Here is a 13,447-nt window from a genome sequence, read left to right as displayed (position 1 = left end):
GAGGAGCCGGATTCGACGGGGCACGGGCAGCAGGTCCTAAGCCCACGGCGGCAGGAGATCCACAGCCGCTGTCGCCAGCAGAAGGTAGGGAAGCCGGGCCGGCCACGGCAGCGGCGGTGTCACCAGCAGGTACCGGGCCGTCGCCGACGACTCGTCCGTCGCCCGCAGCTCAGGGCGCCGCCCGCCGAGCTCCGCGACCAGGGCGGCAAGGGTCTCGGGCGGGTCGGGTATGCCCAGTCGAACGGCGACCGAGGCCATGTCCTCGACGTAGGCGTCCTGTTGCCGGGCGGTCAGGGCCTGCAGCCCGTAGCGCTGATGTGCCTTCAGGAAGCAGTAGGCCTCGGCCATGTGGACCCACGACAACAGCGAGGGATCAGAGGCGCGGTAGACCACTCCGCCGGGCGTGCGCCCGGTCACCCGCGCATGCACCCCTCGTACCCGCTCCACCGCCCGCTCGGCGTCCCGCGCAGTACCGAACGTCGTCTCCGCCAGGAAGGTACTGGTCCGCTGCAGGCGGCCCCACGGATCGCCGCGGAAGCCCGAGTGCGCCCAGACAGCCGCCATGGCGACCGGATGCAGCGACTGAAGCAGAAGTGCGGCGAGCCCTCCGATGTACATCGAGGCATCGGAGTGCACGGTCCGCACCGGCCTGTCCGGTGCGAACCAGCGAGGCCCGGGTGTGTGATGGATCCTGTCGCGCTTTTGTTCCGCTTCCGGACCGGCCACGCGCCGCAGGAGCGCATCGCCTGCCTTCGCTCGCAGCCTTCCGACCAGGGGCACCGCGATCGCACTCCTCTCCGTGGGCGTCTCGGACATTGCACCGTAAGGCTGCCTACCCCGAGAACCAGTCCGTACTGCGCAACTGCTGTCGGCGCCGATCCGAGCGACCACGTGCGGGCGGCGCGACTCCGGCCGGTCGGGGCCGGGCGGAGTGTGTGTCGTATGCGCTGCCAGGCGTCGAGGCAGGACAGACGGTACGTACGCCGAGTTCCCGTCACCGCACTGTGCGTCACGGGTCACGCGCACCCGTGCCACGCCCCGCATCCCTGCAGAATGCCGCCTCGGGACCTCCGCGCCGACAGGGGATGGCGAACGTGCCAAACTGAGACAAAGGCGTCGCATACGGCCTTCATTCCAAGGGTCCGGGAACCGTTCGACCACTTGCGAAGTGCACAGCGCATCTCACGGTTTCCCGCGATCGCCTCGCGAGTCGGACCGTCTCCTCATCCGTCGGCTGTCGCCGCGCACTCCCCCACCGGCTCGCTCGAAGGAGGTGTGTTCCATGACCAGGACCATGCGAGTCCGCCGGTTGGTGGCGGGTGCCGCCGCGTCCGGCCTGCTGGCAGGTGGCGCCGCGCTCGGGATGGCCGGCTCGACGGCCGCTGCTCCGGCCCCGACGTCCGTCGCCACGACTGTCGTGAACCACGACGACGGTGACCGGCACGGCCATCACGACCGGTGCGAGTGGAAGAAGGGGCACTGGGAGAAGACCTGGGTCAAGGGCCACTGGGAGAAGAAGCGGGTCAAGCACGACACCTGGCACCCGGACCGGCATGACCACCACGGGAAGTGGCACCACGGCTACTGGGAGCACCACCACTCCTACAAGTGGGTCTACGTTCCCGGGCACTGGGACCACGTCTGGGTGAAGGGCCACTGGGACTGCAACCACCGGTGAAGCACCTGCCGGGCACTGGCAGACCGGCTCGGTCGGACCGGCTGGGCTGGAGACCGGTCCGGTCGAACCGGCTGGGCTGGAGACCGGCCCGGCCGGAGCCCGCTCAATGGTTGGGTCGCCCGTGAAGTGAGACGCTGAAGAGCAGGGTCCGTGCCGACGAGTCTCGGGAGGACCGAATGGGACGTGACGTCCCGGCGCTGGAGTTCACCCGTGACGACCGTCGCCGGTTCCGGAACAAGATGCACACGTGCCTCGACGTGTTCGCCCAGATGCTGAGGGAGTCGCGGTTCGACTTCGAACGGCCGCAAGTGGGGTTGGAGATCGAACTGAACCTCGTGGACGAAACCGCGGAACCCGCCATGCGCGGCTCGGACGTCCTGGAGGCGCTGGCCGACCCGTCCTGGTCGACCGAGCTGGGACGGTTCAATCTGGAGATCAACATCGATCCGCGCCAGCTCACCGCGGGCGGCCCCGGGTCCTGGGAACAGGAGATACGGGACGCGCTCAACCACGCCGAGGAGAAGGCCGCGGCGATCGGGGCGCACCTGGTCATGATCGGAATCCTGCCGACGCTGGAACTCAAGGACGTGGGTCCGGCGTCGCTTTCCGAGAATCCGCGGTACCACCTGCTGAACGAGCAGATCTTCGCCGCACGCGGTGAGGACCTGTTGATCGCGGTGGACGGGGTGGAGCGGCTGCGCACCTACGCGGACACGATCACGCCGGAGGCGGCGTGTACCAGCACCCAGTTCCACCTGCAGGTGTCGCCGGACGAGTTCGCGGACCACTGGAACGCCGCGCAGGCCATCGCCGGGGTACAGGTGGCGCTGGCCGCGAACTCTCCGTTCCTCTTCTCCAAGGAGCTGTGGCGCGAGACGCGCATTCCGCTGTTCGAGCAGGCCACCGACACCCGGCCCGAGGAGATCAAGGTGCAGGGGGTCCGGCCCCGGGTGTGGTTCGGCGAGAGGTGGATCACCAGCGTCTTCGATCTCTTCGAAGAGAACGCGCAGTACTTCCCGGCGTTGCTGCCGCTCTGCGACGACGAGGACCCGCAGAAGACGCTCGATGACGGAGGGATCCCCGAGCTTGCCGAGCTGACCCTGCACAACGGAACGGTCTACCGGTGGAACCGTCCCGTCTATGCCGTCGTCGACGGCGTGCCGCACCTGCGGGTGGAGAACCGTGTGCTGCCCGCGGGACCCACGGTGGCCGACGTGCTGTCGAACGGCGCCTTCTACTACGGCCTGGTGCGCGCTCTGGTCGACGAGGACCGACCGGTCTGGTCGCGGATGTCGTTCTCGGCGGCCGAGGACAATCTGGAGGCCGCAGCCCGGCATGGAATCGACGCGCAGCTGTACTGGCCCGGCATGGGCGAGGTCCCCGTGACCGAACTGGTGCTGCGCCGCCTGCTGCCGCTCGCGGACCGCGGGCTGGAGCGGTGGGGCATGGACAGCGCCTGGCGGGAGCCGCTGCTGGGGATCATCGAGCAGCGGTGCGTCAGCGGCCGGAACGGCGCGGTGTGGCAGTCGGAGATGTTCCACCGCATCCAGGACATCGACCACGTGGACCGGCATCAGGCGCTGCGGCGGATGACGCAGCAGTATCTCGACTACATGCACATGAACGTTCCGGCGCACACCTGGCCGGTCGAATGAGCAAGGGGCCCGGACGCGGCTGAGCCGGACACGGGCCCCTAGCCGGACGACGGTGCCGGCCCTCTACGCGCAGATGTGCTTGAAGGCACTCGCACCCGGCCGGGCATGGAACTTCACCATGTGACCGGCGTCGTCGGTGAAGACGGCCTCCGTGTCCGACTTCAAGGTCATCCTGCCGTGCTGGATCGGGTTGTCCCACCCGTCGGGCGGATTTCCCGAGCCGTCGGTCAGCGGGGTCTCCGCTTCGAAGTACGTCGAGCCGACACGTGCCTCGTCGATCCCGCAATGCGTAGAGAGGTCGAAGGGAATCGTCCGGACGGACGGCGCATCCCGGACGGATGGTGTCTTGCGGACGGACGGGGTCTCCCGAACGGACGGCGTCTCCCGCGCGGTCTCTGCGCCCTCGTCGGCCTCGGCGCAGCCCGTAAGGACCGCAAGAACCAGCCCGAGGGCGAACATGATGTGCCCCACTCTCCCAGCCATGGCCTTTCGACGTCCCGGCCCGCTCGCCGGTTCCGCTCCCGACGGCAGTGAGCCGGACGAGGGACCGCCCTAACGCGGTCCCGGGTGTTCACGGGAGGAACGTCACTGCCGGGAAGGCCGGGGACGGCCCGTCGAGCAGGTGGCCCCGACGGTGGCGCAGGTGCTCGTCGAAGAACGCGAGCGGGTACGCCTGCTGGATCTTCACCGCCTGCTCGGGATCGAGAGTGCCGATCACGTCCTGGAGCTGCTGCGCGCTCCAGCCGAGAAGCTTCGCCACCTGCGGGAACAGCGCCTCACCGTCACCGTACGAGCCGTGGACGGCGCCCTGGGCCTGAATGTCCCGCCGCCAGCCCCGCAGGTGCGGCCAGAACGCGGCGGCCTCGGGATCCGTGGCTCGGGTGAACTCGGCGGACATCATCATGAACGGCCGGTACAGGTCGCCGGCCAGTGCCGGCTTCATCTGCATCGGGCCGTCGAGGCTCAGCCCGGCCCGGATGCGCTCGTCGGCGAGCGTCGCGCAGGCGGTGGCCGTCCCGCCCTTCGACCAGCCGAACGCCCCCGTACGCCGCGGGTCGAGGGAGCCGAGCAGTCCGGTCGGCAGCTCCTTGCCGTCGACGTCGGGATTCCGCCCGGCGGCGAGTCGCTCGACGCAGTCGAGGACGAAGCGGAGGTCGGCGGCGAAGTCCCCGGGCAGCGTCGGCGCCTGCCTGTCGTAGAGCGGGACGGCGATGCGCCCGTCGGGGAACTCGGTGTACGTGTCGTACTGGTGAGCCACCGTCACCACCGCGTACCCGTGGCTGGCGAGCTCTTGGACCACGACGGTGTGGTCGCCCTGGTGGCCGTGCGCGCCGTGGGAGTAGACGACGACGGGCAGCTGTCGGCCCGTTCGGCGTACGGGAGCGCCCACATGGCCGACCGTGTGCGGCGCCAGGGGGGCCAGGTCACCGAGGCCGACGTCTGTGAGGAACGCCTGCAGTGCCCCGGCCGGCATCCAGGGCGCCACCGGGTACCGCTGGACGTCCCGGGCGGGGTACCAGACGGTGGCCATCAGCTCGCGGAAGTGGCCCGGGCCCGCGATGCCGTCCGGACGCGACCGGTCGACGAGGTGCAGCTGAACCGTGCCCACGGGGTACGGACCGGCCGGCGCGGGCAGCACGAGCCGCGTCGCGGCAGGAGCGGCGGCGGCCGGGCCGGCCCACGCGGGGCCGGCGGCGGTGAGCGGCACGGCGGCCCCGGCGGCCAGCGCGGCTCCCAGCATGCTGCGGCGGGTCATGCCCTTCCGGCTGGTGAGCGGCGTGTCGTTCATGGACCCCATGGACCCCTCCCGAGGTGACTGGTCGTCAACTGTGCCGCGCGGGGCAGTCCGTGGGCACAGCGGCAACGCTGTCACGTATGCCTCCACCGTCACATCGGCCCACGGGTGTACACCCTGGGGCCGACGAGACCGACGGTGGTGTCGTCCGGAGCTCAGGAGTGGGCGCCGCAGAAGTCGCGGACGGCTTGGTTGAACTCCTCGGGCCGTTCCAGGTTGCTGACGTGGCCCGCTCCAGGGACCACGACCAGCTCGGCGTCCGGGATCGCTTCCTGGAACTGGCGCGCGACGCTCAGAGGCGAGCGCGCGTCCCGCTCCCCCCAGAGCAGGAGGGTGGGGACCGAGACGGCGGGCAGGAGATCCCGCTGGTCCGTCTCGGCCACGAGGCTCAGCTGCGTCCGCAGGCTCTCCGGGCGTACGTCGGCCGCCACGGCCTCCAGCAGCGGTACGTACGCGGCGGGCGGCTCACCGGCGAAGAGCCCGGGCAGGGTCGGATCGAATGCGGCGCGCGGCGCGGCCAGCATCCGGCGCGCACCCTCGACCCGCGCCCGTACCTCCTGCGGCGGCAGGGAGCCCTTCCAGCCGGCGTAGGTGTCGACGAGAACCAGCGACCTCACGAGGTCTTTGTGACGGCGGTAGACCTCCAGGGCGAGCGTGCCGCCCCAGGACAGGCCGGCCAAGTGCACCGGCCCCAGCTCCAGCGACTCCAGGACCGCGGCCGCACAGCGGGCGTAGTCCGCGAGAACGAAAGACTCCGGCACATCGGATGAGCGGCCCGTTCCCGGCTCGTCCCAGGCCACGACCGTGAAAGCATCCGCCAGCGCGTCGAGTTGCGGCCGCCAGACGCGAGCGTCCTGCGCAGCACCATGCAGAAAGACGATCGGCGGCCCCACGCCCACACGATCGTAAGCAACTCTCACCCCGTTGACCTGCACCGTTGCCATGCCTTCAGGGTAGGTCCGCCCTCCCCGCAGTGTCACGGCACCCGGCACCGGCCAGGTCACCGCGACGGCTGACACCCCACGCTTCATCCGGTGGTCCGGCCTCTCGCCTGTCGGCGAGGTGGAGGTGGTGCGGGCGGGCGACGCCGGACGTCGCGCAGACCGGCCACCGCTCCGGTTGGCGACCGCTCCCTCGTACAGACGGGCAGGCCGTCTCGGGTCTGCCGAAGAAACCGTTGACGGGACACCTCCCGATGGCATGCGCCGGGCATGCCGGGGAAGTCGCCACGGCGTGGAGCGCTCGGTGCCGGGCGTGCCTCGGTGATGGTTGGGAGGCCGGCGATGGCTCGGTCGGTGGGTATTGATCTGGGTACGACGAACTCGGTGGTCTCCGTGCTCGAAGGCGGTGAGCCCACCGTCGTCGCGAACGCGGAGGGCGCGCGGACCACCCCGTCCGTGGTCGCCTTCGCCAAGGGCGGTGACGTGCTGGTCGGTGAGCTGGCCAAGCGACAGGCTGTGACGAACGTGGACCGCACCGTGCGGTCGGTCAAGCGGCACATCGGTGAGGCGGACTGGCGGTTCCCCGCGAGCGGCGAGGTCGACGGCAAGCGGTACACGGCGCAGGAGATCTCCGCACGCGTGCTGCAGAAGCTGAAGCGGGACGCCGGGGCCTACCTGGGTGAGGACGTCACGGACGCGGTCGTCACCGTGCCCGCGTACTTCAACGACTCCCAGCGGACCGCCACGAAGGAGGCCGGTGAGATCGCGGGGCTCAACGTCCTGCGGATCGTGAACGAGCCGACCGCGGCCGCCCTCGCGTACGGGCTCGACAAGGAGAACGACCAGACCGTCCTCGTCTTCGACCTCGGTGGCGGCACCTTCGACGTGTCCCTCCTGGAGATCGGGGAGGGCGTCGTCGAGGTCAAGTCCACGAACGGCGACACGCATCTCGGTGGTGACGACTGGGACCAGCGGATCGTCGACCACCTGGTCAAGCAGTTCAAGAACGGGTACGGAGTCGATCTGTCGAAGGACAAGATGGCGGTGCAGCGTCTGCGCGAGGCCGCCGAGAAGGCCAAGATCGAGCTGTCGTCCGCGACCGAGACGTCGATCAACCTTCCGTACATCACGGCGTCCGCCGAGGGCCCCCTGCACCTGGAGGAGGCGCTGACCCGGGCGCAGTTCGAGAAGATGACGGAGGACCTCCTGGAGCGCTGCAGGAGGCCGTTCCACCAGGCCGTCGACGACGCACGGATCCGGGTCGCCGACATCGATCACGTCATCCTGGTCGGCGGTTCGACCCGGATGCCGGCGGTGACCGGTCTGGTGCGGTCGCTCACGGGCAAGGACCCGCACAAGGGGGTGAACCCGGACGAGGTCGTCGCCGTCGGAGCGGCCCTCCAGGCCGGTGTGCTGAAGGGTGAGGTCAAGGACATCCTGCTGCTCGACGTGACCCCGCTGTCCCTCGGCATCGAGACCAAGGGGGGCATCATGACCAAGCTCATCGAGCGCAACACGACGATCCCGACGCGGCGCGCGGAGGTCTTCACCACCGCGGAGGACAACCAGCCCTCGGTCACGGTGCAGGTCTTCCAGGGCGAGCGGGAGATCGCGGCGTACAACAAGAAACTCGGCATGTTCGAGCTGACCGGTCTGCCGCCGGCCCCGCGCGGCGTCCCGCAGATCGAGGTCGCCTTCGACATCGACGCCAACGGCATCATGCACGTGACCGCGAAGGACCTCGGCACGGGCAAGGAACAGAAGATGACCGTCACCGGCGGCTCCTCGCTGCCGAAGGACGACATCGAGCGGATGATGCGCGATGCCGAAGCCCACGCCGAGGAGGACCGGCGCCGCCGCGAGGCCGCAGAGACCCGCAACCGCGGCGAGCAGCTCGTCTACCAGACCGAGAAGCTGATCAAGGACAACGCGGACAAGATCCCCGGGGACGTGAAGTCCGAGGTCGAGGCCGCCGTCGTCGAGCTGAAGGAGAAGCTCAAGGGCGAGGACACCGCCGGGATCCGCACCGCCGTCGACCGGTTGACCACGGTCGCGCAGCGGATCGGCACCGCGATGTACGCCCAGCACCAGGAGCCGCAAGGCGGCGCCGGGCCCACGACCGACGGCGGAGCGGGCGGTGAGGAGGACATCGTCGACGCGGAGATCGTCGACGAGGACAAGAGGAAGGGCGAGGGCAGGTAGGACGGAGGGCAGGTGGACGACGGCGGTCAGGACGGACGGCAGGTGGACGACGGGCGGTAGGACAGACGGCAAGTGGGACGGACGGCCGGCCCGACGCACGCCAGGTAGGACGGACGGCCGGCGGGACGACAGCGGCTGAACCACGGGTTCGAGTGCGAGGCGACGAGCCATGGCCGACAAGAAGATCATCACGGTGATCGGAGCGACCGGTAGGCAGGGTGGCGGCCTCGTGCGTGCCGTCCTGGCCGACCGCGAGAGTGAGTACACGGTACGCGCCGTCACCCGCCGTCCAGAAGGGGAACCCGCCCGGGAGCTGAAGCGGCTCGGCGTCGACGACATCGTCCGGGCCGACATGGACGATCCGCCCAGCCTCGCGCCCGCCTTCGAGCACGCGTACGGCGCGTTCCTCGTCACCGACTTCTGGGAGCACATGGACGCGGAGCGCGAGAAGACCCAGGCGCAGGCGCTCGCCCGGGCGGCCTCGCACGCGGGCGTCCAGCACGCGATCTGGTCCACCCTCGAAGACACCCGGGAGTGCGTCCCGCTCGACGACGACCGCATGCCGACGCTCCAGGGGCACTACAAGGTGTCGCACTTCGATGCCAAGGCGGAGGCGGACCACTACTTCACCGAGGAAGCGGTGCCGACCACGTTCCTGCGCACCTCGTTCTACTGGGAGAACCTGTTGGGCGTCTTCGCCCCTCAGCGCTGCCCGGACGGCGCCTTCCAGCTCTCCTATCCCATGGGCGAGAGCCGGCTCGCCGGCATCGCGGTCGGCGACATCGGCAAGACCGCCCTGGCCGTCCTCCGGCGCGGACCCGACCTCATCGCCGCCACGGTCAGCATCGCCGGTGAGCACCTCACGGTCGCCGAGATGGCCGCGGCACTCTCCACGTCCCTCCGCAGGACCGTGCGGTACCGGCCGCTCAGCCCGGACGAGTGGCGCGCACAAGGCCTTCCGGGCGCCGACGAGTCGGGGAACATGTTCCAGTACTACGCGGAGTGCGAGCACCGTTTCACCGCGGCCCGGGACGTCCTCGCCGCCCGTGACCTCAACCCGGCCCTCCAGGACTTCGCCACCTGGCTCGCCGGCCACCACGGCAGACTGCTCAACGCCTGGGTTTGACACCCGACCGTGCTCCGGCGGGAGACCGACCTTGCTCGACTCGCCCAGCGGTCAGGTGAGCGGCTCGGGCGCCGGGAGCGGCCCCGGCAGGGGCCCGGGATGCGGACCCGGCTCCGGGCGGGGGCCTCCCGGCTGCGGATCCGGTTCCGGCCGGGGTGGTGCCGGCGGCACCGGGTCGGGACCGCCCGGCGCGGGCACCGGGCCGGGAACCGGCCCCGGCTGTGGTCCGGGACCAGGACCGGGCGCCGGGGTGGGGTTCGGCGGCACCGGGTCGTCGGGCGGCGTACCCGTCGTCGCCTTCCGTGGCTCCGCCGGCGGCTTGGGCCGGGGGGCCGGTGCGGGCGCCGGGCCCGGTCCCGGTCGGCTGGGAGGGAACGGGTTCGTAGGGGGCGTCGGGTGCGGCTCGGACGGGTCCGGATGAGTCGGCGGGCCGGTCCGTACGTCACGTGCCATGATCACACCAGCTCACTGGGTCCTGAGGAGGGCGACTGCCTCCCCCTCCCCCACTCGACTGCCCGAGAAGATCCACCTCACACCCGGCATGCGTGCATGTGGTCCGGGAAGACGCTCGGAAGAGGGACGGGCGGGCCGAAGGGGGTACAGCCGGAGGCGGCACGACCATGACCCGGCTACCCGGTGGGTACGAGGCTGCTCCGCACCGCCCAGGTGGCCGTCGCCGGCCCTGCGGACCTGCGGCCGCCCGCGGGGCGCCCGGCGGCTGACGTGGCACGGCCGAGTGCATGGTCGAACGGTCGAACCGAGGAGGACCCATGGACACCTCGTTTACCGAGACGATGGCCGCCTGGGTCGTCTCCGCCGCCCGGCCGGGCAGCCTGGAGCGCGCGGAACTGCCCGTACCGTCCCCGGCAGCGGGCGAGCTGCTGGTCCGCGTACGGGCCTGCGGTGTGTGCCGCACCGACCTGCACGTCCGCGACCACGACCTGCTGCCCCACCGCGAGCGGGTCGTACCCGGCCACGAGGCCGTCGGCGAGGTCGTCGCCACGGGCAGCGGGGTCGCGAGGCAGCCCGGGGACGGCGCCCTGATCGGCATCCCGTGGCTCCGCGGCACGTGTGGGGCCTGCCCGTACTGCACGCGCGGCCGGGAGAACCTGTGCCTCTCGTCGCTGTACACCGGCTGGGACGCGGACGGCGGCTACGCCGCGTACGCGACCGTCCCCGCGGACCACGCCTACGAGATGCCCGCCGGCTACGCCGCCGAGGAGCTGGCGCCCCTGCTCTGCGCCGGCATCATCGGCTACCGGGCCCTGCGCCGGGCGGACCTCCCCGCCGGCGGCCGGCTCGGTGTCTACGGCTTCGGCGCCTCCGCGCACCTCACCGCGCAGCTCGCCCTCGCCGAGGGCGCCACCGTCCACGTCCTCACCCGCTCGCCCGCCGCCCAGGCCCTGGCCCTGGAACTCGGCGCCGCCTCGGCACGGGACGCCCGGACGGGCCCGCCCGAACCACTGGACTCCGCCATCCTCTTCGCCCCCGTGGGCGCCCTCGTCCCGGTGGCCCTGGAAGCACTGGGCAGCGGCGGAACGCTCGCCATCGCGGGCATCCACCTGTCCGACATCCCGCCGCTGGACTACCAGAAGCATCTGTTCCGGGAACGGACCGTCCGCAGTGTCACCGCCAACACCCGCGAGGACGGCCGCGACTTCCTGGCCGCGGCCGCCGCACACCGGCTGCGACCGAGGGTCACCCGCTACGACTTCGCCCACGCCGACACCGCCCTGAACGACCTCGCCGCCGGCCGCGTCAACGGCGCAGCCGTCCTGCAGATGCCCGGCGGCCGCCAGGAGGGATAGCCGCCGGAGCCCCGCTGGCCGACTGACCGACGGGGCCGACGGGCCGACTGCCGACTGACGACTGACGACTGACCAGGTTGCCCCGGCTGAGCCGACCCAGCAGCCGGCTGAGGGACGCGAGATGACACCGCGATTCGACAGAGTCCACTCCCCTGCACCACCGGCGTTTCGGCCAACCCCCCTTCCCTGAGGTCCTGTTGTCGGGAGCGGGTCGATGCATCCTCCACGCTCCGCCACGCCTCGAATCCCGGGGTCCCGAGGGAGACCGAAACACAGACGTTCGATATTCCGACGGTGTCGTTGAACCTCACGACCACGTCGGACGACCGTCAGGGGACCCACGTTGACCTCGGCCACCTCCAGCGAACAGCAGGCCACCGCTACGCCACCTCCTCCCCCGCCGGCGGAGATCACGTACAGCGGGCAGTACTCCGTCAATCCCCTCGCCGAAGCCTCCTTCCGGCGGATGTGCGGACAGCTTCCGATCGTCCTGGGCCGGATCGTCCGCCTGTCGTGGCGGACCGACCGGCGGGCGGTCCAACTGCTCCTCGTCTGCCAGGCGGTCACGGGCATCTCGGCCGCCGTGCTGCTGACCGCCACCGCTCGCGCCATGCGGCCCGTCCTCGGCGACGGCCCCGCCGGTGACCGGCTGCACGGAGCGATCCCGGCGCTGCTGTCGGTCGCAGTCGCCGCCGCACTGGGCCGCGGCGCGGCGGCGGTGGCCACGTACGCGGAGCGGCGGATCACCCCACGTCTGACGACCGAGACGGACAGCTCTGTGGTCGAGGCGGTGTGCCGGGTCGAGGCGTCCGCGTACGCGGAGGAGGGGTTCTCGGACCGGCACGAGGCGGCCGAGATGGGGGTGATCCGCACCCATGTGATGGTCAGCGACGCCCAGAGGTTCCTGTCCGCGGTGATCCGCATGGTCACCGCCGGCGGGGTGCTGTCGGTGCTGAACCCGCTGATGCTTCCGCTGCTCCTGCTCGCCGTGCTCCCGGCCGGTGTCGGCGCCGTCCTGACCGCCCGGGTCGACTACGAGATTCACTACGCCAACGTGGCGGACCGCAACGTCAGGGGGATGATGCGCTGGTGGGCGACCACATCGAAGTACGGCGACGAGGTCCGCGCCAACTCGATGACCGACTACCTCGTCTTCTGGTACCGGGCCCTCTCGGACCGGTGCGACCGCCGCACTCTGGCCGCCGCCCCAAGGACCCTGCGGATCGCTCTGCTGTCCGCGCTGGCCGGCGGCGTCTTCCTCGTCGCGACCTGGGGTGCCCTGGCCTGGCTTGCCGTGTCCGGACGCATCGCGCTCGCCGTCGCCGCGACGGCCGTGATCGCCGTCCAGACCACGCTCGCCGCGCTGTCCCAGGTCGTCATCCACGGGGCCGCGCTCTTCCACACCAGCCTGTACTTGGGTGACATGCAGTCCTTCCTCGACGACGCCTCCGCCCGAATGCCCCGGCGCGGGCCCCACAAGCACTCCGCGCCGACGGAGGAGATCCGGCTCGACGAGGTCGTCTACCAGTACCCGGGCAAGGACAAGCCCGCCGTCGACGGGGTGTCCCTCACCCTGAAGCGGGGCCAGATCCTCGCGATCGTCGGCGCGAACGGCTCGGGGAAGTCCACGCTCACCCGCCTGCTGACAGGGATCTACCTGCCGGACAAGGGCAACGTCACGTGGAACGGCACCGACCTCGCCGAGGTGGACCCCGCCACCGTATGGGCGGACACCGGTCTGGTGCCGCAGATCTTCGCGCAGTGGCCGCTGCGCGTCCGCGAGAACATCACGCTCGGCCAGCCCCGTACCCACGACGACGTCCCGGTGTGGGAAGCCGTCGAGGCCGTCGGCCTTCGCGAGACCGTCGAGGACCTCCCCGCCGGCCTGGACACCCTGCTGTCCCGCGACATCTTCGGCGGTACGGAACTCTCCGGCGGGCAGTGGCAGCGCATCGCGTGTTCGCGCGCCCTGTACAGGCGCCCGGGGCTGCTGATCCTCGACGAGCCCACCTCCCAGATGGATCCGCGGGGCGAGCACCAGATCTTCGAGCGGATCAAGGCCATCGCCGCCGACCGCATCACGATCGTGGTCACCCACCGGTTGGAGAACACCCGGATCGCGGACCACATCGTGGTGATGGAGCACGGCCGGATCACCGAGCAGGGCCGGTACGACGACCTCGTCCACGGCGGGGGAACCTTTGCGGAGTTGCTGGAGCTCTCCCAGGACCGCTAAGCGACT

At 70.9% G+C, this 13,447-nt stretch carries 10 protein-coding genes; 6 read left to right on the top strand and 4 right to left on the bottom strand.

Annotated elements, in window-relative coordinates; translation table 11 throughout:
• Positions 1-36: 36 nt before the first annotated feature.
• Entirely contained in the window at positions 37-816 is a 780-nt protein-coding gene (locus tag ABT041_RS31680) for an oxygenase MpaB family protein (protein WP_351190950.1), read from the bottom strand.
• Positions 817-1,282: 466 nt separating this feature from the next.
• Between ABT041_RS31680 and ABT041_RS31675 the strand changes: the two genes are divergently transcribed.
• Both ABT041_RS31675 and ABT041_RS31670 read left to right on the top strand, forming a co-directional pair.
• The gene (locus ABT041_RS31675; RefSeq protein ID WP_351190948.1) at positions 1,283-1,678 is read left to right on the top strand and encodes a hypothetical protein; all 396 of its coding nucleotides are present in this window, start codon (positions 1,283-1,285) and stop codon (positions 1,676-1,678) included.
• 176 nt (positions 1,679-1,854) lie between these two features.
• Complete coding sequence (locus ABT041_RS31670; RefSeq protein ID WP_351190946.1) at positions 1,855-3,333, top strand: glutamate-cysteine ligase family protein; 1,479 nt, start codon at positions 1,855-1,857, stop codon at positions 3,331-3,333.
• Between the two features lie 63 nt (positions 3,334-3,396).
• On the opposite strand, the gene ABT041_RS31665 is transcribed toward ABT041_RS31670, so the two are convergent.
• From ABT041_RS31665 to ABT041_RS31655, 3 genes are all read right to left on the bottom strand, one after another.
• The gene (locus ABT041_RS31665; protein ID WP_351190944.1) at positions 3,397-3,816 is read right to left on the bottom strand and encodes a hypothetical protein; all 420 of its coding nucleotides are present in this window, start codon (positions 3,814-3,816) and stop codon (positions 3,397-3,399) included.
• Positions 3,817-3,904: 88 nt separating this feature from the next.
• Positions 3,905-5,122, bottom strand: coding sequence for an alpha/beta hydrolase family protein (locus ABT041_RS31660; protein WP_351190942.1), 1,218 nt, complete (start codon positions 5,120-5,122; stop codon positions 3,905-3,907).
• A gap of 161 nt (positions 5,123-5,283) precedes the next feature.
• Entirely contained in the window at positions 5,284-6,072 is a 789-nt protein-coding gene (locus ABT041_RS31655) for an alpha/beta fold hydrolase (RefSeq protein WP_351190940.1), read from the bottom strand.
• Positions 6,073-6,411: 339 nt separating this feature from the next.
• On the opposite strand from ABT041_RS31655, the gene dnaK reads away from it, so the two are divergent.
• From dnaK to ABT041_RS31635, 4 genes are all read left to right on the top strand, one after another.
• Entirely contained in the window at positions 6,412-8,271 is a 1,860-nt protein-coding gene (gene dnaK / locus ABT041_RS31650; protein WP_351190938.1) for a molecular chaperone DnaK, read from the top strand.
• 169 nt (positions 8,272-8,440) lie between these two features.
• On the top strand, positions 8,441-9,397 hold the full coding sequence (locus tag ABT041_RS31645) for an NmrA/HSCARG family protein (RefSeq protein WP_351190936.1): 957 nt from the start codon (positions 8,441-8,443) through the stop codon (positions 9,395-9,397).
• A 794-nt stretch (positions 9,398-10,191) separates the two neighbouring features.
• Entirely contained in the window at positions 10,192-11,205 is a 1,014-nt protein-coding gene (locus ABT041_RS31640) for a zinc-dependent alcohol dehydrogenase family protein (RefSeq protein WP_351190985.1), read from the top strand.
• 343 nt (positions 11,206-11,548) lie between these two features.
• Positions 11,549-13,441, top strand: a complete 1,893-nt coding sequence (locus ABT041_RS31635; RefSeq protein ID WP_351190934.1) for an ATP-binding cassette domain-containing protein — start codon at positions 11,549-11,551, stop codon at positions 13,439-13,441.
• Positions 13,442-13,447 lie beyond the last annotated feature (6 nt).

The sequence above is a fragment of the Streptomyces sp. NPDC002825 genome (assembly GCF_040295385.1).
Lineage (GTDB): Bacteria > Actinomycetota > Actinomycetes > Streptomycetales > Streptomycetaceae > Streptomyces.
This window is presented reverse-complemented; position numbering and strand designations above follow the sequence as displayed.

Excerpts from the sequence above, each read along its gene's own strand:
- dnaK (WP_351190938.1), top strand. The coding sequence starts at position 6,412 with ATGGCTCGGTCGGTGGGTATTGATCTGGGTACGACGAACTCGGTGGTC.
- ABT041_RS31670 (WP_351190946.1), top strand. The coding sequence starts at position 1,855 with ATGGGACGTGACGTCCCGGCGCTGGAGTTCACCCGTGACGACCGTCGC.
- ABT041_RS31640 (WP_351190985.1), top strand. The coding sequence starts at position 10,192 with ATGGCCGCCTGGGTCGTCTCCGCCGCCCGGCCGGGCAGCCTGGAGCGC.
- ABT041_RS31660 (WP_351190942.1), bottom strand. The coding sequence starts at position 5,122 with ATGAACGACACGCCGCTCACCAGCCGGAAGGGCATGACCCGCCGCAGC.
- ABT041_RS31680 (WP_351190950.1), bottom strand. The coding sequence starts at position 816 with ATGTCCGAGACGCCCACGGAGAGGAGTGCGATCGCGGTGCCCCTGGTC.
- ABT041_RS31645 (WP_351190936.1), top strand. The coding sequence starts at position 8,441 with ATGGCCGACAAGAAGATCATCACGGTGATCGGAGCGACCGGTAGGCAG.
- ABT041_RS31665 (WP_351190944.1), bottom strand. The coding sequence starts at position 3,816 with ATGGCTGGGAGAGTGGGGCACATCATGTTCGCCCTCGGGCTGGTTCTT.
- ABT041_RS31675 (WP_351190948.1), top strand. The coding sequence starts at position 1,283 with ATGACCAGGACCATGCGAGTCCGCCGGTTGGTGGCGGGTGCCGCCGCG.
- ABT041_RS31655 (WP_351190940.1), bottom strand. The coding sequence starts at position 6,072 with ATGGCAACGGTGCAGGTCAACGGGGTGAGAGTTGCTTACGATCGTGTG.